The sequence below is a fragment of the Vibrio sp. R12-SG2-ISO1 genome, assembly GCF_059834045.1.
In genome coordinates this window covers 37,287-61,805 of record NZ_JCBDGO010000017.1, presented here as the reverse complement: position 1 = coordinate 61,805, position 24,519 = coordinate 37,287, and the positions used below count along the sequence as shown (strand labels likewise).

14 protein-coding genes are annotated in these 24,519 nt (G+C 49.2%); 6 read left to right on the top strand and 8 right to left on the bottom strand.

What is annotated here, in order from left to right:
- Nucleotides 1-93 precede the first annotated feature (93 nt).
- The 4 genes from ubiG (at nucleotide 94) to yfaE (ending at nucleotide 5,035) form a co-directional block, all read left to right on the top strand.
- Complete coding sequence (ubiG, locus tag AC6R10_RS12225) at nucleotides 94-801, top strand: bifunctional 2-polyprenyl-6-hydroxyphenol methylase/3-demethylubiquinol 3-O-methyltransferase UbiG (protein ID WP_500631146.1); 708 nt, start codon at nucleotides 94-96, stop codon at nucleotides 799-801.
- Nucleotides 802-1,267: 466 nt separating this feature from the next.
- Entirely contained in the window at nucleotides 1,268-3,550 is a 2,283-nt protein-coding gene (nrdA, locus tag AC6R10_RS12220) for a class 1a ribonucleoside-diphosphate reductase subunit alpha (RefSeq protein WP_500672382.1), read from the top strand.
- Nucleotides 3,551-3,623: 73 nt separating this feature from the next.
- A complete protein-coding gene (gene nrdB, locus AC6R10_RS12215) occupies nucleotides 3,624-4,757 on the top strand; it encodes a class Ia ribonucleoside-diphosphate reductase subunit beta (RefSeq protein WP_500672381.1) in 1,134 nt (377 codons plus the stop codon).
- Nucleotides 4,757-5,035, top strand: coding sequence for a class I ribonucleotide reductase maintenance protein YfaE (gene yfaE / locus AC6R10_RS12210; RefSeq protein ID WP_500672380.1), 279 nt, complete (start codon nucleotides 4,757-4,759; stop codon nucleotides 5,033-5,035). The genes nrdB and yfaE overlap by 1 nt, the downstream gene beginning before the upstream one ends.
- 183 nt (nucleotides 5,036-5,218) lie before the next feature.
- Here yfaE and AC6R10_RS12205 read toward each other — a convergent pair whose 3' ends face one another.
- The gene (locus AC6R10_RS12205; RefSeq protein WP_500672379.1) at nucleotides 5,219-5,470 is read right to left on the bottom strand and encodes a hypothetical protein; all 252 of its coding nucleotides are present in this window, start codon (nucleotides 5,468-5,470) and stop codon (nucleotides 5,219-5,221) included.
- Between the two features lie 229 nt (nucleotides 5,471-5,699).
- A complete protein-coding gene (locus AC6R10_RS12200; protein WP_500672378.1) occupies nucleotides 5,700-6,941 on the bottom strand; it encodes a CinA family nicotinamide mononucleotide deamidase-related protein in 1,242 nt (413 codons plus the stop codon).
- Between the two features lie 179 nt (nucleotides 6,942-7,120).
- Between AC6R10_RS12200 and AC6R10_RS12195 the strand changes: the two genes are divergently transcribed.
- Both AC6R10_RS12195 and AC6R10_RS12190 read left to right on the top strand, forming a co-directional pair.
- Entirely contained in the window at nucleotides 7,121-8,011 is an 891-nt protein-coding gene (locus tag AC6R10_RS12195) for a DUF3943 domain-containing protein (RefSeq protein WP_500672377.1), read from the top strand.
- Nucleotides 8,012-8,203: 192 nt separating this feature from the next.
- Complete coding sequence (locus AC6R10_RS12190) at nucleotides 8,204-8,716, top strand: glycine cleavage system transcriptional repressor (protein WP_500628160.1); 513 nt, start codon at nucleotides 8,204-8,206, stop codon at nucleotides 8,714-8,716.
- A gap of 80 nt (nucleotides 8,717-8,796) precedes the next feature.
- On the opposite strand, the gene AC6R10_RS12185 is transcribed toward AC6R10_RS12190, so the two are convergent.
- The 6 genes from AC6R10_RS12185 to AC6R10_RS12160 are packed head-to-tail and all read right to left on the bottom strand — an operon-like array spanning nucleotide 8,797 to nucleotide 24,238.
- Nucleotides 8,797-9,723, bottom strand: a complete 927-nt coding sequence (locus tag AC6R10_RS12185) for a PstS family phosphate ABC transporter substrate-binding protein (protein WP_500672376.1) — start codon at nucleotides 9,721-9,723, stop codon at nucleotides 8,797-8,799.
- Nucleotides 9,713-10,327, bottom strand: coding sequence for an OmpA family protein (locus tag AC6R10_RS12180; protein ID WP_500672375.1), 615 nt, complete (start codon nucleotides 10,325-10,327; stop codon nucleotides 9,713-9,715). Before AC6R10_RS12180 ends, AC6R10_RS12185 begins: the two co-directional genes overlap by 11 nt.
- Nucleotides 10,324-11,634, bottom strand: coding sequence for a TolC family outer membrane protein (locus AC6R10_RS12175; RefSeq protein WP_487903135.1), 1,311 nt, complete (start codon nucleotides 11,632-11,634; stop codon nucleotides 10,324-10,326). Before AC6R10_RS12175 ends, AC6R10_RS12180 begins: the two co-directional genes overlap by 4 nt.
- 18 nt (nucleotides 11,635-11,652) lie before the next feature.
- Complete coding sequence (locus tag AC6R10_RS12170) at nucleotides 11,653-12,972, bottom strand: HlyD family type I secretion periplasmic adaptor subunit (protein ID WP_500672374.1); 1,320 nt, start codon at nucleotides 12,970-12,972, stop codon at nucleotides 11,653-11,655.
- The gene (locus AC6R10_RS12165; RefSeq protein WP_500672373.1) at nucleotides 12,965-15,124 is read right to left on the bottom strand and encodes a type I secretion system permease/ATPase; all 2,160 of its coding nucleotides are present in this window, start codon (nucleotides 15,122-15,124) and stop codon (nucleotides 12,965-12,967) included. Before AC6R10_RS12165 ends, AC6R10_RS12170 begins: the two co-directional genes overlap by 8 nt.
- A gap of 3 nt (nucleotides 15,125-15,127) precedes the next feature.
- Nucleotides 15,128-24,238, bottom strand: a complete 9,111-nt coding sequence (locus tag AC6R10_RS12160) for a T1SS-143 repeat domain-containing protein (protein WP_500672372.1) — start codon at nucleotides 24,236-24,238, stop codon at nucleotides 15,128-15,130.
- Nucleotides 24,239-24,519: the final 281 nt, after the last annotated feature.

Below are 24,519 nucleotides of genomic sequence, written 5' to 3'. Positions count from 1 at the left end.
CAGCCATACAGAAAAGTGCGCCCTTTCATGGTGCCAAGGAGATGATTGAGTATAATGTCGCCCAATAACCTAGGTATGGATACAGAGATGACTATGAGCCAATCACAAAACGTCGATCCAAAAGAGATAAAGAAATTCGAAGATATGGCATCACGTTGGTGGGATTTAGAAGGCGAGTTTAAGCCCCTTCATCAAATCAATCCCCTACGCCTACAATATGTGCTCGACAAGGCCAGTGGGCTGTTTGGCAAGCGTGTGTTGGATGTCGGTTGTGGCGGCGGCATCTTAGCCGAGAGCATGGCGAAAGAAGGCGCGGAAGTGACCGGTCTCGATATGGGTAAAGAGCCCCTTGAAGTCGCTCGCTTGCACGCCTTGGAAACCGGTACTCAGTTAACCTACATTCAGAGTACCATTGAAGACCATGCGCAAACCCATGCCCAAAGTTACGACGTTGTGACGTGTATGGAAATGCTTGAGCATGTTCCTGAGCCTCTTTCCGTTGTGCAATCTTGTGCTCGCCTCGTCAAGCCGGGTGGTCACGTTTTCTTCTCGACACTTAACCGCAATATCAAGTCTTATCTTTTTGCGATTGTCGGTGCGGAGAAGCTCCTCAAAATCGTGCCGGAAGGCACCCACGAGCATGAGAAATTTATTCGCCCATCTGAGCTTATCAAGATGATTGATCAAACGGATCTTACTGAACTCGGCATTACCGGGCTGCACTACAATCCGCTCACTGATCGCTATCGATTAGGCACTAATGTCGACGTAAACTACATCGTCCATACCCAAAAACGTTGAGCGAAGCCCCCCAATCAGCGCACAACATCTAGTGGTCATCTCCTAGGCGGTAGCACAAGTTCACCGCCTTTTTAGGTCGATTTTTGTGCACGTGATTCCATTTTAAACACATCAAAAAACGCAGAAAAAAATTAGCAAAGATCAAGGAATTTTTTTTTGTTTATGGTTACTTCTAAACCGATTCCAAAACGGTAATTTTGTACAATCTTGTTTGCCCTTTCCTCATCGGTTAGTAGTCACTTACTGTTTTTTCTATTTTTGTCAGTTATCCACAAGTCATCCCAAAACTGTAACTTGAAAACCGTCTTCGATAGCTCTATCTTGTAACCCGCACATCGATGCACCCCTATATATTGTGTTTGTACTACAATGTATAGAATGATTTTGATCACAAAGCTGGAATCAATTTTACAAGAATTACATATAAACACGGCTTTAATCAGTTTTGTTAGGGAAATGAAGCAGAATGAACCAACAACTCACCGTTACTAAACGTAATGGCAGCAAAGAAAACATTGATCTGGACAAGATCCACAGAGTGATTACCTGGGCAGCAGAAGGCCTTGATAATGTCTCTGTGTCGCAGGTAGAACTTCGCGCTCACATCCAGTTCTACGATGGCATCACCACTTCTGATATCCATGAGACCATCATCAAGTCAGCCGCTGATCTTATCTCAGAAGAGACGCCAGATTATCAATACCTCGCCGCTCGCTTAGCCGTCTTCCATCTGCGTAAGAAAGCGTACGGTCAATATGAGCCACCAACGCTGTACAAACACGTTGCGCGCCTTGTCGATATGGGTAAATACGATCAGCACATCCTAGAGGACTACACTAAGTCTGAGCTAGATGAGCTCGATGCTTACATCGACCACCGCCGCGATCTCGATTTCTCTTACGCCGCTGTGAAACAGCTGGAAGGTAAGTATTTCGTTCAAAACCGTGTTACAGGGGAAATTTACGAGAGCGCTCAATTCTTGTACATCCTTGTGGCAGCGTGTTTGTTCGCAAACTACCCGAAAGAGACGCGCCTTGACTACATCAAGCGATTCTACGATGCGACGTCGACGTTTAAGATTTCTCTGCCTACGCCAATCATGTCGGGTGTACGTACCCCAACGCGTCAATTTAGTTCATGCGTACTGATTGAGTGTGGCGACAGCCTTGATTCGATCAACGCGACCGCAAGCTCCATCGTGCGTTACGTATCACAACGTGCCGGTATTGGTATCAATGCAGGTCGAATCCGTGCTCTGGGTTCAGAGATCCGCGGCGGTGAAGCGTTCCACACTGGCTGTATCCCGTTCTACAAATACTTCCAAACCGCCGTCAAATGCTGTTCTCAAGGTGGTGTTCGTGGCGGCGCCGCGACCGTCTTCTACCCTATTTGGCACCGCGAATCTCAGACACTGATGGTGCTCAAGAACAACCGCGGTGTCGAAGAGAACCGTGTTCGTCACATGGACTATGGCGTTCAGCTTAATCGCTTGATGTACCAACGCTTGGTTCAAGGTGGCAACATCACCCTATTCTCTCCTTCTGATGTCCCTGGGTTGTACGATGCCTTCTTCGAAGATCAGGATGAGTTCGAACGTTTGTACGTTAAGTACGAAAACGATCCATCGATTAAGAAGGAAACGGTAAAAGCCATCGAGATGTTCTCTATCTTGATGCAAGAGCGTGCATCCACAGGTCGTATTTACATTCAAAACGTCGACCACTGTAATACCCACAGTCCGTTTGACGCCAGCGTTGCGCCGGTTCGCCAATCGAATCTGTGTCTTGAAATCGCCTTGCCGACCAAGCCACTGAGCAATGTTGAAGATGATTCTGGCGAGATCGCGCTCTGCACGCTTTCTGCTTTCAACTTGGGTGCTATCCAGTCACTGGATGACTTCGAAGAGTTGTCTGACTTGGTCGTACGTGCCCTTGATGCACTGCTTGATTACCAAGACTACCCATTACCAGCGGCTTATAAGTCCACCATGAACCGCCGTACGCTCGGCGTGGGTGTCATTAACTACGCTTACTACCTAGCGAAAAATGGCGTGAAATACTCAGATGGCAGCGCCAACGGACTGACGCACCGCACTTTTGAAGCGATGCAGTACTACCTACTTAAGGCGTCCGTTGCACTGGCGAAAGAACAAGGCAAATGCCCATCGTTCCACGAGACCAACTACGCGAAAGGCCTCATGCCTATCGATACGTACAAGAAAGACGTGGACTTAGTGTGTGATGAACCTCTGCACTACGACTGGGATGGCCTACGTGAAGAGATCATGACCCACGGTCTGCGCAACTCAACATTAACCGCGTTGATGCCTTCTGAGACCTCATCTCAGATCTCTAACGCCACCAACGGTATTGAGCCACCGCGTGGTTATGTCTCTGTTAAGGCCTCTAAAGACGGCATCTTGAAACAAGTGGTGCCTGACTTTACTGCGCTTAAGAACAACTACGAACTGCTTTGGAATATTGGTTCAAACGACGGTTACTTGCACCTAGTGGGCATCATGCAGAAATTCGTTGACCAAGCGATTTCCGCGAACACTAACTATGACCCAAGCCGTTTTGAAAGTGGCAAAGTGCCAATGAAGAAACTGCTGCAAGACCTTCTGACTGCGTACAAATACGGCGTTAAAACCTTGTACTACCACAACACGCGTGATGGCGCGAGCGACGACCAAAAAGACGCCGTTCAGCCGCAAGACGACGATTGTGCAGGCGGCGGTTGTAAGATCTAACGCTTACTAGGATTTGCAACGTTTAACCAAATTAATGCCCCGAGTCTCGGGGCATAAAAGGAATTGAGGCATCATGGCTTACAGTACTTTTAACCGAACTAAAAATGATCAACTCAAAGAGCCTATGTTCTTGGGCCAATCTGTCAACGTCGCTCGCTACGACCAACAGAAATTTGAGATATTTGAAAAACTGATCGAAAAACAGCTTTCTTTCTTTTGGCGTCCAGAAGAAGTCGACGTGTCGAGTGACCGCATCGACTACAACAAACTGCCAGAGCATGAAAAACACATTTTCATCTCCAACCTGAAATACCAAACGCTACTTGACTCGATCCAAGGTCGCAGCCCTAACGTCGCGCTGTTGCCTTTGGTCTCATTGCCAGAAGTCGAAACGTGGATCGAGACTTGGTCGTTCTCTGAAACGATTCACTCACGCTCTTACACGCACATCATTCGTAACATTGTGAATGATCCAGGTCTCGTGTTTGATGACATCGTTGAAAACGAGCACATCTTGAAGCGTGCGGACGACATCTCACGCTACTACGATGATTTGATTCAGATGACCAACGACTATCACCGTTTTGGTGAAGGTACTCATCAAATCAAAGGCGAAGAAGTCACGGTTTCTCTGCACAATTTGAAGAAGCAACTTTACCTCTGCTTGATGTCTGTCAACGCATTGGAAGCCATTCGCTTCTACGTCAGCTTTGCATGTTCTTTTGCGTTTGCAGAACGTGAACTGATGGAAGGCAACGCAAAAATCATTAAGTTGATTGCCCGTGATGAAGCGCTCCATTTGACTGGCACCCAACATATGATCAACTTGCTTCGCAACGGTCAAGATGACTTCTCATTTATCCAGATCGCAGAAGAGTGTAAGCAAGAGTGCTTCGACCTGTTTAAAGCCGCGGCGGAACAAGAAAAAGAGTGGGCTGAGTACCTGTTTAAAGACGGTTCTATGATCGGCTTGAACAAAGACATCCTCTGCCAATACGTTGAGTACATTACTAATATTCGTATGCAAGCTGTCGGACTGAGCGCCGCTTACCCTAATGCGACCTCGAACCCGATCCCTTGGATCAACGCCTGGTTATCATCAGATAATGTTCAAGTCGCACCGCAAGAAGCGGAGATCTCATCGTACCTTGTCGGTCAGATTGACAGCGACGTACGTGCTGATGACTTCAAGGACTTCGAACTGTAATGCCAAGTATCAAAATCAACGCGATTACCACCATCCAATCCAATTCATCCAACACGATATTGGAGACGATGGAACAGGCCGGACTGGAACCTGAATATAACTGTCGAGATGGACACTGTGGAGCGTGCCGCTGTACTTTGGTCTCAGGCGAGGTGGAATACGTTGGTTTTGCGATGGCTTATACACAGGGTGATGAAATTTTACCTTGTATATGTAAAGCGAAGTCGGATGTGGAAGTGGCTGACGTCAATTACCGCCTTAAGGAAAAACGCGCTTAACAGCGATTAGTGAGCGCGTACCGATTAACATCAAAAACCTTCCTATTCCATTAAGGCCAGCATTAAGCTGGCCTTACTCTTTTTTGCTGTAGTCAATTTTGAAGCTTCATATCCAATCTTCAACTGCTTAAACTGAGTCACTGAACAGAACTGAACGCCCCAAAAAAGTCATCGAGATTGAGCTTAGATCTGAAGCCGAATACCGGACAAAAACGCATCGGCGGTCATCATGGAGACGGGTTTGTCACCAATCTGTCTTCCGTCATCATCAAACAGTGAAAGTCGATAGCCCAAACTCTCTCTAGGTGTGAGCTCTTCTGGGGCGTTGAGCCACATAGAAATCACATCGTGATGCTCATCGCTGAGCGCTTCACCAAGAAATACTTTCTGGCTCGCTACTTGATACCAGATAAGGATCTTCGATTGATTAAACATGTCACTCTCCTTTGCAACACCCTGCCGAATTTCCAGTTTACGATCAATTTTGTTAAATGCACGTTGCAAAAGTAAGACAAACAGCGCTTCTATTGAAAATCATCCGTTTAACCATTAGAACGATTTCTTCTAAAAAATTTAATTCTGAGGGAGTAGAAAATAAACTTATTTTTCAGAAGGATAAGGAGAAATAACATAGCGAGTCATTTGACAGACTCACTGTTATTGGCTAGCTCTCAAGTGCATTTCGTGGCACGAACAGCTCTTTTTCACGAGATAACGAGCTGTATTTCGCAAACAAGGGCTTCGCTGACAAATAGCGTCTGAGCATATCCGCCGCCGTGGTCGTAATGATCGCGATTTGATCCTGACGACCATATTGGCGATTGAACTTCATCGTCTGCCCCCATTCACCTTCTGGAGTCGATAGCGCGAGGGAGAACACCCCCTCTATGACCTTGCCCGTCACAATAGCGACATCCGTCGCGCATTTCTCGCGAGTCGCCCCCGCCAAGGCGAACGCCGCCGCTAATGAATCCTCTTTTTGCTCGCCCACCGAGACCGCATGACCAATCACCCAGCCATGACCACAGTATTGCGCTGCCTCTGGCTCGGCGTGCAACCACTGAGATAGCGCACCAAACGTCGATTGCTCGGCGGTCGCAATGGATGATTTGCGCTCTTCGATTAAATACGCGACATGCTTTTGCATGGTTTCATCTACCGACACCACACTAGATTCAATGAGATTAAAGATCAGTTGCAGTAACTTAACCCGTGTCTCTAGCTCTCCTTTCGGGCCAAAGAGTTTGACCTCAATAAAAGGCAGGTAAGACCGATAGCCCAGAGTATACCCCTCTGGTAATGCCACCTTATCGAGCGTGTCAGACAACGCCGATTCGGACGTGCCAAACGTATAGAGTCGACTGCATTCGTACCCCTGCACTTGAGGGTACTGCTGTTTTAAATCAGGCAAGATTTGCTCTTTGACCATGCGCTTAAATTCACTCGGCACACCCGGTGTAAAATAAAACACGCAGTCATTGATCACGACCTTAAACCCACACGCCGTGCCGATAGGATTGTCGAGTAAGACACTGCCTTTAGGTAACATCGCTTGCTTGCGGTTACTTTCGGGCATTGCCATGTTGCGGGCAGCAAAAAAGGCCGTCAACTTATCAAGCCACTCGGGATACAGCACAAGCTCCACATCTGCAGCCAACGAAGCTGCGTGCGCGCTTAAATCATCGCTGGTTGGTCCGAGGCCGCCATTAACCACCACCACGTCATAGTTAAAGCTCAACATCAACAGCTCTTCCACTAGGGCACTTTCTTCATCACCAACGGTAGAACGTTTAGCTAATGAAAATCCGTGTGTAAAGAACTGCTCAGACAGCCAAGCGGCATTGGTGTCGACGATATCTCCGTGGAGCACTTCTTCCCCAGTACTTAACATGGCAATTTTTAACATATGAATTCCTTTATTTGGTAGCGTCAGCGCGTGAAACTTATCTTTTTGTTATCGCTCTATAGTGACAGACATTACTAATATCACCTAGTTTCTTATTTATGACATTTACTGGTTTGCATTCTCCCCTCTATAAGGGATAATTGTGAGCGCGATCAATATAACAACCCTTTGGAGTTCATGTGTTTAGAAAAAGCGTGGGTGCACTATTATTAACGGCGTCGTCTTATGCCGCAGCAGGAAGCCAACATGATATTCAGCCGATAGAGTTGAGTTATATCCCTGCCAAGCCCCATACCTTCTACGAGCACTCATACCAATACCAAAGCGGTGATCCTTTTACCTTAAGTCTGAGCGCAAATGAGCTTGAGCTCTCTGAGCCTCCTCGCCCACGCTATCTTACGGTGCAAAGTGAGAAAGACTGGGATTACTTGATGGGCCAAACCTACACCATTTTAGGCCTCAGTGTCGCCACTGTCGGCCTGATGACTCTACTGCCTGAGTCCATCACTAAGTGGGATGAAGAGAGTCGTGACCTGAGTAATTTGGGTAAGAAGTGGAAAGACAACGTCTCTGATGGTCCAGTTTGGGATCGTGACGAGCATTTTCTCAATTACATCATGCACCCCTATTTTGGGGGTGTCTACTACACTGCGGCGCGTCACGCTGGATTCAATGAGTTTGAGTCCTTCCTCTATTCCGCTACGATGTCAGCGTTTTTCTGGGAGTACGGGGTGGAAGCTTTTGCGGAAGTGCCCTCTTGGCAAGATCTGTTCATCACCCCATTCTTTGGCGCCGTAGTCGGTGAGATGATGTTTGAAGCAGAACAAAGTATCGTCGCCGATGGCGGTGAAGTGTTCGGCTCCCAAGGTATGGGTGACGTAACACTGTTTTTCTTGAACCCCGTTGGCCACATTCACGGTTGGGTGACTGACGCCTGGGGCGGCAGCGCAGAGTGGCAGTACGTGAGCAATCCGTGGTTTGGTAACCAAGAGGCCGCGACGTTTGCCCTCAATTCAGGCGCAACCTATGACCCCGTCTTTTACGGTTTTGAGCTTAAAGTGACGTTTTAAACCTAACGTCTCGTGTTTACGCTTCTTCATCGAGCGACGCCATGCGTCGCTTTTTTGTGTCAGAAGTACCAATATTCTCAATTTCAACAATGTATTAGCTTGAAAAATTGACCTAAGTCAAACCTCAACTTTACCGCGATCCTACACTGAAATGAGACGATATGTTTTCGTCCAAGAACGCAGGAGGCACTTATGACTCACACATTTATTGTCAATTTTGTTGGTAAAGCGACGCCAACCACAATCAAAAACCTCGCGGCCATTACCCATGAGAACGGCGGTAAATGGCTGATTAGCAAAGTGAATTTTATTGAGGATCAAGTCGCGGCCGTGATCAAAGTCGATGTCCCAGCGGAGAACGTAGACACCGTCAAAGCCGCATTCCAATCTTATGATGAGTTGTTGGTGCAAATTGTCGATTCAGACACTGCGGCTCATGCCTCGGATACCATTTATCAAATCCGTTTAGACGCTAACGATCGCAACGGCATCGTTAATGAGATCACTCACGTACTGGATGGTCAAGGTATTAATATTCTCGACATGGATTGCCAGCGCGTCTTTATTGCGGGCGGTGGTGGAGTGAGCTCGAGTTTGTTCACCGCCAACATGGCAATTCGATTACCACAGGAGATCAGCATTGACGATGTGGCCAACGAACTCGAATCGCTGAGTGAAGATACGCGCGTCATGGTCGAGTCCTAATTGGAATTTCACCGCCTCTACCAATAGAAAAGCCCCGTTTGGGGCTTTTTAGATCGAATGAGTTAGTGTCAGTGAAGTGGTTACTTGTAACCACCCTCAACGATAGGTGGCTCTAGGCCTAGCTTGACATAATTTCGCCAAATCGCCTGTTCAGGTAAGCTGATAAAGCCAAAGCGATTGAGCACCGATTGATGCTCTTGGCTCAGTGCCAACTCGATAAACTGCTTTTCTGACGGTGAAAAGTAATTTCGATGTGGTGGCAGGTCGAGATACAAGTAATAAACACTCGACAGCGGATAACGGCCCGACAAGATGGTTTCTTTATTCACATCGTAACGATCACCTCGGTCATCGACGACCGACAAGATATTCGCCTCTTGCCAACGTTTGGAATAGGTCACATACGCTAGCGCTTGCTCGTTATCATCCAGCGCCTCTTCCAGCCCCTCTTCATCTGCGACAAACTGCGTCGCCGCATAGGTGCCTTCTTTGCACGTGACCCACTCGTGGAAGGTATGATGGAGTTTTAAACCTTCATCCACCGCAAAAGGCAGCATCAGCGGCGTTTCTGCTTCTTCGCCCCACGTTGACCAGCGCGTAGGCAGGACATCGTCGTTACAACCAAAAACGTCACGGAGCTGTTGCAATGTCACCTCTTGGTTTGGGTTCTCTTCGTTGGCTAGTACGGCCACCACATCAGCGGTAAAGTAAAGCTCGGTCGGACGATACCCGGTGAGCTTTTCAAATTTGGCCACTTCTAAGTCCGTCCAACGACGAGCGCTCACACCGACCCGAACTTCTCGGCTAAGCATAGCCGCAGGAATATTTTCTCGGCTAAGAATGTCCAACTGCTCAAAGTTGCCATCCGTTAATGCACCGATGAGAGAGACCATATGACTGTCCACCGCCACTGCGGTGATCGAGTCTTGCGCCGATGCGTTAGAGACCATACTCCAAGGCATAATAAACAACGCAGTCGACATCAGTGGCAAAAGTTTACTGTTCATTTTTCACCTCTGCGTTGCTTTTGGGTGTTAATTGTTGCTCGGAGCTGAAAATCGTCCATGTTGGCTTTACGCTCATGACGTCGGTCATGACGACGGCAATGGCACGACGTTTACGCGCATGCAGATACTGAGTCAATGCCGTCACTTGGGTGAACTCCTGCTCTGAAATACGGTTGGGGTCGACGCCTTGTCGCTCAAGCATCAAACGTATGGTGTAGGTGCGACGCTTAGCCAGAGCCTGGTTGTACGCCAAGCTCGCTTCAGGACTGGTATCACCGAGCAATATTACCGACGCATCGGGGTGCGCATCGAGCAGTTGCGTAAGCTGCTCAAGGGGCGCCTGATGCTCCGGCGTTTCTTGGTGCTTGTCCATATCGAAGAAGAAACTGATCACGTTGGCTTTTTCTTCAATTTGCCACTGCGTACAACCTTGTCTGTCGACAGCCACATTTTCCGGCGTCAATGCACACAAATCACGCTGATTGATGACGCCGTCGCGATCGTCATCGGTCAGATCATCAATTTGGTGACGCGTCGTCTCAATATTTGGCTCTTGCGCACAAGCGGTCAGCAGCACAAGCGAAAGGGGTAACCACTTCATCATTGTTTCTCCTCCCCTTGCCACTCTTCTGGATGTTCGACCCGAAGCGCATAAGTGAGAATACCCATCGCATTAAACAGTCGGTATGCGGCTAAGGTATGATCGTATTTAGCTGAAACATAATTTTTTCTCGCCAAGAACACTTCCACTTTGGCATCCAACACATCCAACAAACTACGGCGACCCACGTTAAACTGCTGGATATAACCAAGCTCTGCAATTTTCACTGCATCCACGTTTTGTTGCAGTAACATCATCTGTTTCTCTAACATGTCGTAGGCGTTCCAAGCCAGTTGCGTGCCCTCTTCGACTTCACGCTCAGTGCGCAAGCGAATAGCGCGAGCCTCTTCTACGCGCCAAGCGGAAGACTCAACACTCGCATCGGTGGCAAAGCCATTGAAAATATCGTAATCCATAGTCAGCATGATACGCGCATCTTCATCTGGCCCTTCAGCGTTGCTGACGTTGTCATTCTTGTTGGCATGTAATTCAAGCTTGATCTCTGGGTAATAACCGCCTTTTTCTCGGCGGACCTCTTTACGCGCGGCATCCAAATCCAATACCGCCGCCTTAATTTCAGGGTGATTGTCGATGGCCTGCGTTTTCGCTACCTCCGCACTGCTCGGCAGCAGCGCGTCATCAAACACAGGATCGACCAAGTCCGTAGGCATTTTGCCCACCAAGCGCAAATACTGAGTCTGAAGATCGACGAGATTGTTCTGCGAAGCGATAAGAGAGGATTGGGACGTGGCGACTCGCGCTGAAATCTGCGCTAAATCGGAATTGCTGCTCAACCCTTTTTGCGTTTTATCCAATACATTTTGGTAGATCTCTTGGTGCTCTCGGACATTGCGCTCTGCAAGCTCAAGTAAGGTTTGCGCTTTCAGCAGTTCCAAGTAAATACGCACAATGTCCAGTGACACGTTTTCTGCCCTTGAGATTAAAGTTAGGCGCTCTGCTTCTGCCTCATACCCCAAACGAGCCACATTTGAACTGGTGCTAAAACCATCAAACAGCAATTGAGAGATTTTTAGGCCAATTTCGGTGCGCGTTAAGCCTCTATCATCTGGATCAATGTATGAGCCACTGTTGTAACGCGTCTCCTCATAACCGGCTGCAGCATAAAGGTTGGCCTGTGGAAGCTGAAGTCCACTTGCGGCATCACCATCACGCACTACAGACTGATAGCGGGAATACTGAGCCAACAACTCTGGGCTGTAATCGATGGCAAACGCCACCGACTCTTCCAGAGAAATGGCGTGCGCTGAACTCGAGAGCAACACGCCTAACAATAACGATTTGGAACGCATTATCTATCCTTATGTTTATTATCGTTCTCGAAGAGCATTCTCTTTTGCTCTCAAAATAGGTTTTAGCCAATAACTCAGGACGGTTTTCTCCCCCGTCAAGATATCCACGGCCACCTGCATGCCCGGAATAATGGTAAATTGCGACACCTTTTCGTTGTCATCCAACGTGATGTGAGCACGGTAGTAGGCATTTCCCTCTTCCGTTTGCAGGGCGTCAGCACTGACATAGGTGACTTTGCCTGCTAATCCACCGTAAATGACAAAATCGTAGGCACTGAATTTCACGGTCGCAGCAAGGCCACTGCGCACAAAAGCAATGTCTTGCGGAGAGATCCTCGCTTCAACTATCAAGGTGCTGTTCTCAGGTATCAACTCCATGATCGGCTCGCCGGGTCTTACCACACCACCAATGGTGCGAATAAAGACTTCTTTGACTCGTCCATCAACTGGCGAGACAAGCTGCGTGCGATTAAGTTGATCCGCTATCGCCTGTTGACTCTCTTGCAGTTGAGCCAGTTTAGTGGCGACTTCATTCAGTTGTCCTTGCGCTTTAGCGCGAAAATCGAGCGCCGTGCTTCGCCTATCAGCAATCGCTTCGGCGTAGGCGGCTTTTTGCTTTTGCGCCATCACTTGTGAACTGGCGATGTCACCTTGTAGCTTGACGTAATCACGATTGAGCTTGAGCAGTTCGACTTCCGCGACCGCGCCACTAGCAACGACGTCACGTAACATGTCACGCTCTTGAGTGACAATGGCCAGACTGCTTTGCAATGTTTTGATGGCATTCAAGGTATCATTGTAGGTTTGGGCTTGCTGCTCAATGCGCAGCGTCGACTCCTCAAGCTCTGCATTGAGCTGGCCAATGCGCTCCAAGTAGTTCGCGCGCTCATTAAATAGTGCGTTATGGCTGCCCTCTTCTAACACAAAGGGCGCGGTGACCACGTTGACCTGCTCACGCCAGTCAACTTGCGAGCTTTGTACTTGAACACTCATCAATTCGGCTTCCAGTCGCTGCTTTTGTGCCAGCAAAGATTGCGCTTGCTGAGCCGACTCTTGAAAGCTCGCTTTAAAACGCGTGTCGTCTAAAATCGCTATGGGCTGACCAAGCTCAACGCGCTCACCTTGAGTGACGAGCACTTGTTTCACCAAGCCCCCTTCCAGGCTTTGTATCGTCTGGACAGAAAGGCTCGGTACCACTTTTCCTTCGCCCACTACCACCTCTTCCAGTTTGGCCCACGTGGCCCACACAATGATGGCAACAATGAGCGCACCACTTAACCAAATCAAGCGGCGTGAGCGATGGGCTAAATGCGCGTTGTTCCACGCGGTGCTATTCATGCTTGCTTCCTTTGACCACTGAGACAGAGCGGACACGCTTTTTGTTGGTCTCTTTACGCGCATGCAAGATCTCTGCGGGTGAACCATCTGCGACGATCTGCCCCTGATGAACCACCAAAATACGGTCGCACAAGGAGAGGAAGGAGTGTTTGTGCGAGCTAATGAGCATCGTTTTGTCACGCGGCAACGACTGCAAACTATGGAATAAACGTGCCTCTGCGTCGCTATCTAAGGAAGCGGTCGGCTCGTCTAGAATCAATAAACTTGAGGTGCGATAAAACGAACGCGCCAACGCCACCGCTTGACGTTGACCGCCGGATAAAAAACGTCCGCCTTCACCCACTTGGGTCTCCAACCCGTTACTCATACGATCGAGATAGGCACCCAGTCCCGAAAGCTGTATCGCCTGCGCTAACTTTTTCTGATCGACCTCGTTCGCGCCCAAGGTGATATTGTCTATCACTGTGCCATAGAGCAGTTGCGGGTTTTGTCCCACCCAGCCGGTGTGATGACGAATGGAGGCACTCGGCCAAAGTTGGCTATCAATCTCATCGTAAAAGACGCGTCCTTGGGTTGGATTGGCCTGCTTGGCGATAATGGCAAGTAACGTAGACTTTCCCGCGCCCGCAGCGCCAATAATGCCAACACGCTCACCGGTGGGAATGGTAATACTTACGCTCTCTACACTAGGCGTCGGAGTTTGAGGGTATTGGTAACTCACCTTGTCTAAACGCACGCCGCCTTGGAACTGGCCTTGGGACAATTTATTGCTTTCTTGATCTTCTTGAGGCAAATCGATGATGGCGTTGAGCCCTTCGATAGCAGTCTTGGTTTGCTGATAGCGCAGCATGAGAAGAGAGAGCTGATTGATGCTGCCCGCCGCTCGGCCACTGAGCATCACAATTGCAATCAACCCGCCCATACTGAGCAAGCCCTCAGAAATCTGATAGACACCAAACACGATGAGGCAAATGGTGACGATTTGCTGACTCGATTGAATCGAGTGCGCCACTAAGTTGGAATAATGACGAGAACGATTTTGCCAGTCGGACAAGGAAGCGACCGTCTGCTCCCAGCGTTTTTGTATCGTCCCTTGTGCGTTATTTTGTTTGATTTCAGGCAACGAACTTAGGCAATCAAACAGTTGGGCTTGACGCTGGCTCGACAGCGCTGCCGTCTCCTGTTGGGTTTGTTCTATCTTGCCTTTCATCGCGACCGACAATCCGATCAGCACCAACATCACAGTGACAGGAATCAACATCATCGCCCCACCTAGCCAGCCGATAAGAAGCAAAAACAGCAGGGTAAAAGGCAGATCAATCAAGGTCACCAGAGAAATTGAGGTGAAGAAATCACGGACACTATCAAAATCTTGAAGTTGGCGAGAAAACGCCCCGATCGATTGCGGACGGTTTTCTAGCTTCATCCCCAATACTTTACCAAGCAAGATGGCAGACAGCTTATTATCCAGATAACGCCCAGCGACATCCGTCACTGAGCTTCGCGCCTCGCGCAGCAACCAGTCGAAAACAATCACGACACAGACCCCAACCACCAGCACCCACAAAGTACTAAAGGCTTGATTGGGCACCACTCGATCATACACGTTCATCGTGAACAGCGGGACAACCAGAGCCAGCACGTTGATAAGTAAAGACGCTACGAGCAGATCTCGATACCAAGGCTTCACCTCTTTGACCACGTTCCATAGCCAATGCCCTTGGGAACGAGGCTGCGAGTTTTCGATTCTCTCGTCATAGTGTGCTTGAACGTCAATGCGCCACAGGTTGGGCTCTGAGCACCGCTTGATCTCTTCGGCGCTCATGGTCTTCTCGCCCTCTGCCGACCACAGCTGATAGCCTTGCTCATCGTGCTTGGTGACGATATGAGGTTGATTGCTGTGTTTGTCCACCAGTAAGAGGGGTAAGGATTGTGGAGTGATCTCTGACAGTGGCAACGGCGTCGCGTATAGCTGTGCCCGTTCCAACGCACGGAAAAAGAGCTGATGATCCAACCTACCGTGTTCAGACAGCGGCAAACCCGTCAGCAACAAATCCTTGTGGCAACGTTTATCAAAGTGGTTTACCCACCACTCAAGGGCTGCATACCAAGGGTCTAACGCCCCGTCTTGTTCCATAGCCTTCTTGCCCATCTTTTACTGCACGATGAGGTTTTGATCATCAATCATTTTTTGCAGAATCTCGGCTTCCCCGCTCACACTCGGCGCGAAGTCATTAAGGCTCACACCCGAAATACGCACGGATTGCTGAACTGTGCTGCCATCTGGTGTCACCTCAATCAAGACATCCCCGCCGTCATCTCGAATATCGAGTTGTTGCGCCGCACTATCGCCGTCGGTCACGCCAGTTAAAATCGCACTTAAGTCGATGGCATCGCTATCGGCGCTGTATTCAAAATCCGTAATCGTATCGGTGCCGCTACTTTGACCAATCACAAATCGGTCATTAACGCCATCAGTACCCGTCAACGTGGTTGAGACAACGCTTGGGTCTTGCAAACTGATGTCAATAACTTGCGCGACACCGCTTGCTGAATCGGAACCTATGCTGGCCACCGGCTCAATCGACAACTGAAAATCACTGGCTCCATCGTAGCCGCCAACAATCGATAAATCAGCGATGTCCTCCATCGCAACGGTGTACTTACCGTTTTGACTAGTACCCGCGCTTAACACTAGGCCACTCGGTAAGCCAGAGATGATCACGCTGCCCGTTTCATTGTCGGCTGGATTGATAAGTTCAAGACTCAGCCCCAATGGTATGGTGCCATCGGCATCGGCGACAATGGTGTCATAATCCACAGTCAGAGTGGGCGCATCAGGCTCCGGCGTAATGGTTAATGTTAAACTCTCCTCGGTCGCCTCGCCCAGATCATCGGCAAGCTCACCCAACACGATCGCTTGATCATAGCTCGACACAGAAATCGTCACGTCGAACTCTCCAAAAGCATCACCCGGGAAGAAAGTGACGTTGTTAATTTCGCTCGCTTTAACCTGTACAGTCGCGATCGCTCGGCCATCGCCTGTCGACAAAAACACCGAGGTTTGCAATCCCACTTTTATCCGATCTAAGCCCGTAAACGCACTAGCGTCAGAAGTCGGTTCAATAATAAAACTGAGTAGTAGGTACTCGTCACTGTTGGTCTCAAAACTCGAGGCGTTGAGTGTAATCTCCACACCGGTGTTTTCCTCACTCGTCAAGCTATCAGCAAGGTCGACCAACTCTACACGGTCACCTACCGGCAATACACCGACAATGAATTCAGAACTCGTGAAATTAACATCACTGTTTTCAAGCTCTTGGGTTATCGCTTCCAAGGAGAGAGGCATATCACCACTGAAGTCACGTGGCGGAAGAATGTACACATCGCTCAAGCGAGCACTGTCTAACTGCCACTCATAGGTGTTGCTGCCGTTAAAAGTGCCGCCATCAGGGCCATTGTTTGGTGCAAGCTCGTAACTGTCTCCCACTTTGTAAACCACAACCGCACCATCAGGGACACCTTTTAAACTCAAAGAGAGGCTTTCTGATCCGTCTTGATCGATCAGCGCCGCACTCATGGAGCCGAGAGAAATATAGCTGTCTTCGTCGCCAGTCACGTTCTCTGTCACAAGATTCGCTTCATCAGCGACAGGTTCAACATTAACAGTGACAGTCGTGGATTTGTCTTGCGTGTCAGTTTCGGCGATGCCACTCGCTTCGTCGGTGATGTTGGCAGTGAAGGTCATCACGACGTCTCCACTGTAATGCGCTGGCGGTACCAACTCGACTTCATTTAATCGAGCAGGCTGCAAAATAGTCCACGTTCCATCGCCGTTGTCTTGCAACACATCCTCAGGGCCAGACAGCGTCGCACCGGCAGTCAGAGTCACGGTCAAGCTATTGACCGCCTCTTTACCCGTTGCTTCGGTGCCCTCGCCAGTGATCGTCTGGCTGTCTTCAATGCTATCGCCAAGAATGAGCGATAGATTGAGGTCACTGACCGCATCCTCTTGAATCGTGTAAGTATCCGCTGTGACCGCAATGTCATCGACCACGGGCGTAATCTTGATACTAATGGTTTGGTCTGTGGTCACCGAGGTGCCATTACAGGCTGAGGTTTCTATGGTTTGAACGGTAAAGGTTAGGATACCCGCATAATCTTCATCAATACCAGTCAAGACCAAACTGTCCAGCGCCGAAGCAGTAATGGAATAGCCAATCACGTTCCCCAAACGATCATACTCGACAGTGACACCTCTGCCCTGAATCTCAACGCCTTCGGGCAGTGAATCGGCCGGCACAAAGAACGAGATGACGTTGTCTGGATCGCTAGCAACATCACTATTGAGTAGCCCTGAGAGGTCGATGTTGTCGCCTTCCGGTTGCGTAATATCGCCTGACTGAATATCACCGGGCGTTCCGACTGGATCGCATGTTCCGCTGCCATCATGACCGGTGATCTGCAGTTCAAAACTGGTATCGATAAAGCGGTCATCGCTGCCGTCAAGCACGCGCGCGCGAACCACGATATCCAACACAGGGGTGTTTTGTGCGCTGGAGATAGTCGCACCATTTAGAATTTGTGTCACGCTCTCCTGGAAGCTGTCACTAGTCAAACCCGCTGCTGGAATCAGCCAATTACCATCACCATCTTGGCTAGCACCATTAGGATGCGTCACAATCAAGGTGTACCCATCCGGAACGACGAGCAAAATGTAATCAAGGTATTCCGAGCCATCAAGATCTTCGTCAATGAAAATGACCGCATCCGATATATCCACCGCGGAGCCATCATCACTGCTGTACAATTTGCCGGAGCTTTCAAGACGCGTATCCAGCTCGACTTTTGCACTCACATTGACACTCAGTGAACCGTCAAGCCAGCGGACATCGGTCGCGCTTTCGCTAGAGGTATCCGTCACTTGGTATTGAATGCCCACACTGAACACGCCACTTAAGTCTTCGCTCGCCAGTACGCTCAAGCGACCACTGGCTAATAAACTGTCGAGGGTTGGCGTCTCGCCATCCAATAAGGTGCTCAAATCGAGGCCGCTTCCAATCTCAATGGGCGCACCATCAAAGTAGAGGGTAAGGTCATTGTCTAGTGACGTAATAACGTAACCGGTTAAGGTCTCACTGCCATCCTGATCGGCATTGATGGACGGCTGAAGCGATAGTGAAATCAATCGGTCTTCGACCCCTTGGGTCGAAATCACTTGGCCATCGGCTTGATCCACCTGAGGCAACACCTCAATCTCGACGGTCATTGGGAACTCGCCGGCATCACCGTCAGGCTCGGTCGACACCGCAATCACCGACAAGGTGAGCTGGCCACTGAAATCTTTAACTGGTTTGAGATAGAGCGACGCTAAATCGTCATTACTGACCTGATATACAGGACCTGTGGTGTCATCGATATACGCGATGGTTAACGCAACAGGGTTTCCAGAAGCATCAACTAACTGGGTACCTTCTGGAATATCGGTGAGTAGAATATTGATCGCTTCTGAGACATCGTCGTCACTGGTTTGGACAATAAAATCGAGTGCGATTAGCGCATCTTCCAACATGTCCGCTTGATTGCTGATCACCTTGTTCTCAGCGTCATACTGCCAATGCCCTTGGCCGCCATCGATGACCGTCGGCTCATCCACCACGCCTTTGAGGTAAATTTGAATCGTTTCAGTGTTGCTTGACGCTTGAGGGTTCTCTGGAATCAAGCCATCTTGGGTAGATTCTGTCGCCACAGCGGTGACATTGATAAAGAGTGATTCCGTGTAGGAACTGATGTCTTCTTTAGGCACCAACGTCACTAAACCAGCCGCAAGATCCGCCGCAAACACCGTGTACTGGTTGTTACCGATATAGCTGCCGCCTTCAATAGTCCAGCCGTCTTGTACTTGAATGTTGATGCGCAAGCTTTCTGAGCCGTCGGTATCGGTGAGGTCAGCGAAGATGTAATCTTGAAGATTGATCACCTCATCTTCCAACCCTTTGATATCTTTCACTTCAAGGGACGGCGTATCGGCATCCGGTCTCACGTTGACCACCACCTGTGAGGTGGTTTCAGCGGTTTTATCATCGCTGCTAGCAAAGCTATTCCCCGCTTCAATCGCAATCGCCTTGATCTCGAACGTGAAACTCCCCGCGACATTCGGGTCCGCTTCGATTTTCATCTGATCGAGTTGAGATTGAGTGTACTGTTTACCTTCACTGATGGGCGAGCCATTAAGGGTAACGGTGATCCCGTCGGGAATATTTGAGATCTCATATTTAAGCGATTCAGAGCTGTCAAGGTCGACAAGGTTGGCCGTGATATCCAGTGACAGCGCCTCGTCGGCATCTTCAACCGTGCTGTAAGTAAACTGGGACTGGCCCCATTCAGGGGTATCAGCAATCGGTAATACCGAGACCTCTAGCGTTTCCGTTAGATCTCGAGGACCGGTATCCGTGCTGATCACCGCAGAGACATCAAGAGAAATCGACTGTGTAGTATCTGACTGATTTTCCGCAGGAAGATACGTCAACGTACCATTGGGTACCACTAAACTTGGATTCGAGCTATCGAGTTGGCTGCCAGAGAGGGTAATCAATCCGTCAACGGCAACAAGAAGCACACCATTGAGATAGAGTGAACCACCTTGAAGCGAACTTTCGCTGATGGCGATTTGCGTCACCTGCTCTTCTTGGTCGACATCCCCTGTGGAGACTTCAATCGCCAGCGTAGCGAGATTGTCTTCGGTCGTTTGCGTATCAGCAACACGAATAAAGCCTTCGTTGTCCCCCAGTACAAAGCTAATCTCACTGGTGGCTTCATCGCCATCAAAGTCCCGCACTACCAATTGCAGGAAGTCATTCAATACTGGGTCTGCATCTACGCTATCGTTGGTCACCAAGGTGTAACTGCCGTCTCGATTGACCGTTAGCGTGCCGTAGCTGACTGATGGGGTGTTGTCGTTATAGAGATTGATGGTATATGACGGATTGGCATCACTAAAAACATACTGATCATAGCTACCATTGCCGTCGACATCATAACCGATGCTGACCAACTGACCACCATCGGCGCCAACACGACCAAATGCGGTGATCATGTTGCCTGATTGACTGTCCCCTTCGACCAAATTGAGCGTCGAATCCACCGAGATCGGCACATCGTCTTTGACATTGACGGTGTAGTCTACGGCAGTTGAGATATCGCCATCCGCATCGGTCGCCGTCAAAGAAAAGTTGAGTTCGAGGTTGTTCTCACCTAACCCCGATTCGTGATCCAATGGGCGGTACAATTCAAATTCAACGCTGCCATCTAGGTTGAAACGGATACGAAACGCTTCGTCGCCATCAGCCATCGCATAGTACCAACCATTGATGTCGACCTCAGCCAACGTCAGTGCGACGCCGCCACTGGTATAACCTTGTGCATCAAAGGCGGTGCGATCTAAACTCAAGGAAACGATATCATCCGAACCTTCAATCAAGTTGATCGAAGGCGTCGACGTTTCAATACCGCTGTCTTGCTGACCTGAGGTCAACCCCTCTTCATCGACATCCATCGACCCAATCACTTCAATTTGAGGATCCGTGCCATCAAAAATGGTTATGCTCGATTCAACGGTATTTTCCGTTCCATCTGAATCCACGGTGTAGACCGGTACGGGGATGGTTAAGCTTAAATCATTGCCTGCAAGGTTGTGATCGATTTGCTGATACAGTTCAAGACGTACATCAATCGTTGTCGTGTCGCCTGCCGCCAGTCCAAAATCGCTAGGCAGAAAAACGCTTAAAACGGTTTGACCATTGGCGAGAATGGCATCGTAACTCCCATCACCATTGTCTCGCCATGTGATCGCTTGACCGTTTTGGGTGATGGGATCGCCATTCGAGTCCAACACGGCATCACCCGTTGCAACGCCCAAGCCCAAATATACCAACGGGTCAAACGCTGCACTGACATCAAACGAAACGTCGGCGGTCGCTTTCGCTGTCACGCCTGTTGCTCTTGGCGTTTCAGACAAATCGACGTTCCCAGAACCAATGCTCGGCACGCCACCATCGCTGACGGTAATATCCAAGGTCAATTTCGACTCATCGCCATCGTTGTCTTTGGCGGTGACCACGATCGGCAACGTGCTATCACCATCCAGTTGGTCGAGCGCTTGATAGAGAGTGACGGTATAGGGAACGGTTGCATCCGCGTCATTGTCAGGCTGAGCAAAGGTGACGGTAAACACCAGTTCATCGGGCAACAGACGAGTGTGCAGATCTTCTGTATAGCCAGAGAGAGAGCCGTCGTCATTCAAAACAAAGACAATATCGCGACCGCCGCTGCTTAACGTTGGTTGGTCGGCCAAATCAAAAAACAGACTATCGAGGTAATCACTGCCGATCGTGAGAGAAAAACTACCATTTGCACTTAACGGTGCTGAGCCAAGATCGCTTTCATTGAGCGTCACGCTGGTGGCATTGGCCAACTCAGGATCCGCACCGTCATGAATCACCCATTCAAATGCACCGGATGACAATGGCGTGCCATCCAAATCGCTACCGGCAATCAAAAGAGGAATAGTGACAGCATCACTTTTTAAGGTGTGACTGATGGGCTGCGACTGATTAAGGGTGACCGTTGCCGTCACATCATCGCCATTGGCGACTGCGCTCAATGTTAAAGTAAAGATGGTTTCGCCAGCCGAACTGGCAGTAATAAGGGTACCATCGCCACTTAAAGTATAAGTGATATCGGCTAAATCTAAGGTCGACTGCAAACCCAACGCATCGAGCAAAGCGAGCGTGCCATTGGCAAACACAAGTGAGGACGGATCGGGATTATCCGAGCCAGCCAATACCTCAAACGTTGCGTTGAGAGGAGCAGAAACATCGCTTAAGTTGGATTCTGTGCTACTTGCCACACCGTTTTGAATATCACCCGCGCCGCCATCGTTGATGGTGATCGTGGCGGTTGCGGTGCCAAAGTCATTGCTCTCATCTCCCGCCTTGTAGTTAATAGAAACCAAGTGCTCTGCGTTGTGATCTAAGTTTCGCGATGCGGTGAACGTCCAGTGACCATTGGCAAATACCGTTAATACGCCATCACTGGTGGTAAAGCTGACTGGCTGATTGCCAGTGATAGCTTTCGTCTCACCATCAACTTCTACCTCTCGGATCAGAAGTTGCGTATCCAAATCAATATCATTGTTAAGCAAGTTACCTGATGATGTTGTCCCTTCTGTCATGGTGTAGCTTTCGCCAAACACTAGCGGATCGGAGTCTTTAATCGTAATGGGTAAATGGGCAATCACGGTTTCGGTTGTCCCGTCGGCGTCCGTTTGTACCCCTTCAAGCAACAGAGCCGTTTGCAGTGAATCTAACCCTTCGCCTTGATCTATCGCTTTGTAAAAGGTGACGCGAACTTCATCGCCGACGATTTGTGCTCTGAACACCACTTCATCAGTGTTATTCACCCCTTCAAGACTTTGCCCATCGCCAGCGACTGTCACCGTGATACTGCTGGCTTGAGAGGTGACACTATCGGTCAGAAAGCTTTGATCGGAATAAAAACGAAAATCGGCGAAATCAACATTAATACTGGCATCTTTTGCTTCGCTGCCAAATATGCCCACCACGGTTTCAGAAAATGAGAGCGAGTCAGGCAGGACGATCGTCGGCATATCGTCGACAGCTTGGTTGCCAATGACGTTATAAACAGACGCATCAATGGTCCACGTTTGGCTGAGGTCAAGCGACGAGATATCGATATCTTCAACGCTCCATGCATCGCCCGTTACGGCGCCCTGAAAGGTTAACGTCTGCGTACCGTCTGAAACGGTAATGGTGACCAACAATCCATCGTCAACCCCCGTGGTTGTGCCTTGCATCGTAGTCAAATTGCCTTGGCGAAAATCTAAAATGCTAAAGCCCGACAGGGTGTCGATATCAATAGTAGGGACAGTGGTATCGACAATGGTACTCGTATCGGTCGTGGTAGCAGGGTTTCCTGCAATATCTTGCGTACTGGCCGTGACCTCTAAAGTACCGTCGACAAAATCACCAATATCGACATCCTCTACCTGCCACTGACCGTTCACCACCACAGTGTCAAATTCAAGGGTTGTACTGCCATCGGTGATCACGACATGAACAGGCTGACCATTTTCGACATTGGCCACGGCGCCGGAAAACGTCACGCTCTCTTTTTCATTAATATTGATGACGTTGTCACCACCATCTTCGACATCCGCCGTAATTGACGCCAACGTATCTTTGGTGATGGTGTCTTGCGCGATTGCAGGGTTACCCGCCACATCGTTGGTTTGTGCGATAACGGTTAAGGTGCCCTCGGCGAGTGCGCTGAGGTCGAGGTTATCCATCGCCCAAGTTCCGCCGGAAACGACAGAGCTCAGTGTTAACGTTGTTCCCACACTGTCAATGATTCGCACTGTGATGGGCTGACCATCTTGGACGAACTCGACACGCCCGATTAAGGCGCCGTTACTCACTTCGAACTGGTTGTAGTATTCGTCACCCTCACCATCAAAGTCGACATCAATGGTGGCAAGGGTATCTTTGATTGTGTTGTCTTGGGCGCTGACGCTATTGCCAAAGTTGTCTGCGACCACGGCGTTGACCAACAGGGGTCCCTCGGCGAGAGAGGTCAAATCCACTCCGCTTACCGAGTAGATTTCATCATTCGTCACTGCAGTGGTTGATACACTCTTACCATTGATATCGGTAATGGTGATGTTGACGGTGCGACCGTCACGAATATTCGGCGCCGTTCCTTGGATCACCACACCTGGCGATTCAAATCGGTTTTCGTAGCCGTCTCCGCCATCGAGGATATCCACGCTCAGTTGAGCGTTTTGATTAAGGAGATCAAGCACTTCTGGCTCAGGCTGGGCATCATCGTTAGCGAAAGGGTCGTTAGGACGGGTGTCAAAGCCCGCTTTAGCGATGGTTTCTAGCAGGGTTGCTTGAACAAAGTTAATCAAAGAAGCGCTTTGACTCTCTTGCGAATTCGCGCCTGAGTACGCCTCTCCGCTTCGGTTGTTAAGCGTGTATTGAGTCAGCTCTTCTACCACTTGGTCTAGCTGCGCTTCAATGGCCTCTTCTTGCTCTGGCGTCAGGACAAGATTGTCACCCTCGACATCTTGAGTAATCACCAGCACATCTGGCTCTTTGCTAGTGTCGAAAGGGATTTGTTGCCAGCTACCATCTGGCATGATCTGCCAAAGGACGCCGCCAACTTCAATATACATAATAGGGCGCATCTGCTCTCCTAGCCTTTAACTCACCTGACAACCGAATCAAAAACAACCCAGCAACAAATTTTTTATAGGTATATTTAATAATGTGCACATCCAGTACACACAGTTAACGTCTAATAGTCAAGAATTTAACCTAGATCATGGTTAATTGTAGCGAACCTGATACCAGATGCAGCTAAAGCGTCGAATTTTCAGACAATTCTGACGACAATAAAAAACCCTATCCGAAGATAGGGTTTGGGAGAAATGGCTTGTAGAACCGTGTATTCATCACATTATATTGA

Excerpts from the sequence above, each read along its gene's own strand:
- nrdB (WP_500672381.1), top strand. The coding sequence starts at position 3,624 with ATGGCTTACAGTACTTTTAACCGAACTAAAAATGATCAACTCAAAGAG.
- nrdA (WP_500672382.1), top strand. The coding sequence starts at position 1,268 with ATGAACCAACAACTCACCGTTACTAAACGTAATGGCAGCAAAGAAAAC.
- AC6R10_RS12200 (WP_500672378.1), bottom strand. The coding sequence starts at position 6,941 with ATGTTAAAAATTGCCATGTTAAGTACTGGGGAAGAAGTGCTCCACGGA.
- AC6R10_RS12160 (WP_500672372.1), bottom strand. The coding sequence starts at position 24,238 with ATGCGCCCTATTATGTATATTGAAGTTGGCGGCGTCCTTTGGCAGATC.
- AC6R10_RS12180 (WP_500672375.1), bottom strand. The coding sequence starts at position 10,327 with ATGATGAAGTGGTTACCCCTTTCGCTTGTGCTGCTGACCGCTTGTGCG.
- yfaE (WP_500672380.1), top strand. The coding sequence starts at position 4,757 with ATGCCAAGTATCAAAATCAACGCGATTACCACCATCCAATCCAATTCA.
- AC6R10_RS12170 (WP_500672374.1), bottom strand. The coding sequence starts at position 12,972 with ATGAATAGCACCGCGTGGAACAACGCGCATTTAGCCCATCGCTCACGC.
- AC6R10_RS12175 (WP_487903135.1), bottom strand. The coding sequence starts at position 11,634 with ATGCGTTCCAAATCGTTATTGTTAGGCGTGTTGCTCTCGAGTTCAGCG.
- AC6R10_RS12205 (WP_500672379.1), bottom strand. The coding sequence starts at position 5,470 with ATGTTTAATCAATCGAAGATCCTTATCTGGTATCAAGTAGCGAGCCAG.
- ubiG (WP_500631146.1), top strand. The coding sequence starts at position 94 with ATGAGCCAATCACAAAACGTCGATCCAAAAGAGATAAAGAAATTCGAA.
- AC6R10_RS12185 (WP_500672376.1), bottom strand. The coding sequence starts at position 9,723 with ATGAACAGTAAACTTTTGCCACTGATGTCGACTGCGTTGTTTATTATG.
- AC6R10_RS12165 (WP_500672373.1), bottom strand. The coding sequence starts at position 15,124 with ATGGGCAAGAAGGCTATGGAACAAGACGGGGCGTTAGACCCTTGGTAT.
- AC6R10_RS12190 (WP_500628160.1), top strand. The coding sequence starts at position 8,204 with ATGACTCACACATTTATTGTCAATTTTGTTGGTAAAGCGACGCCAACC.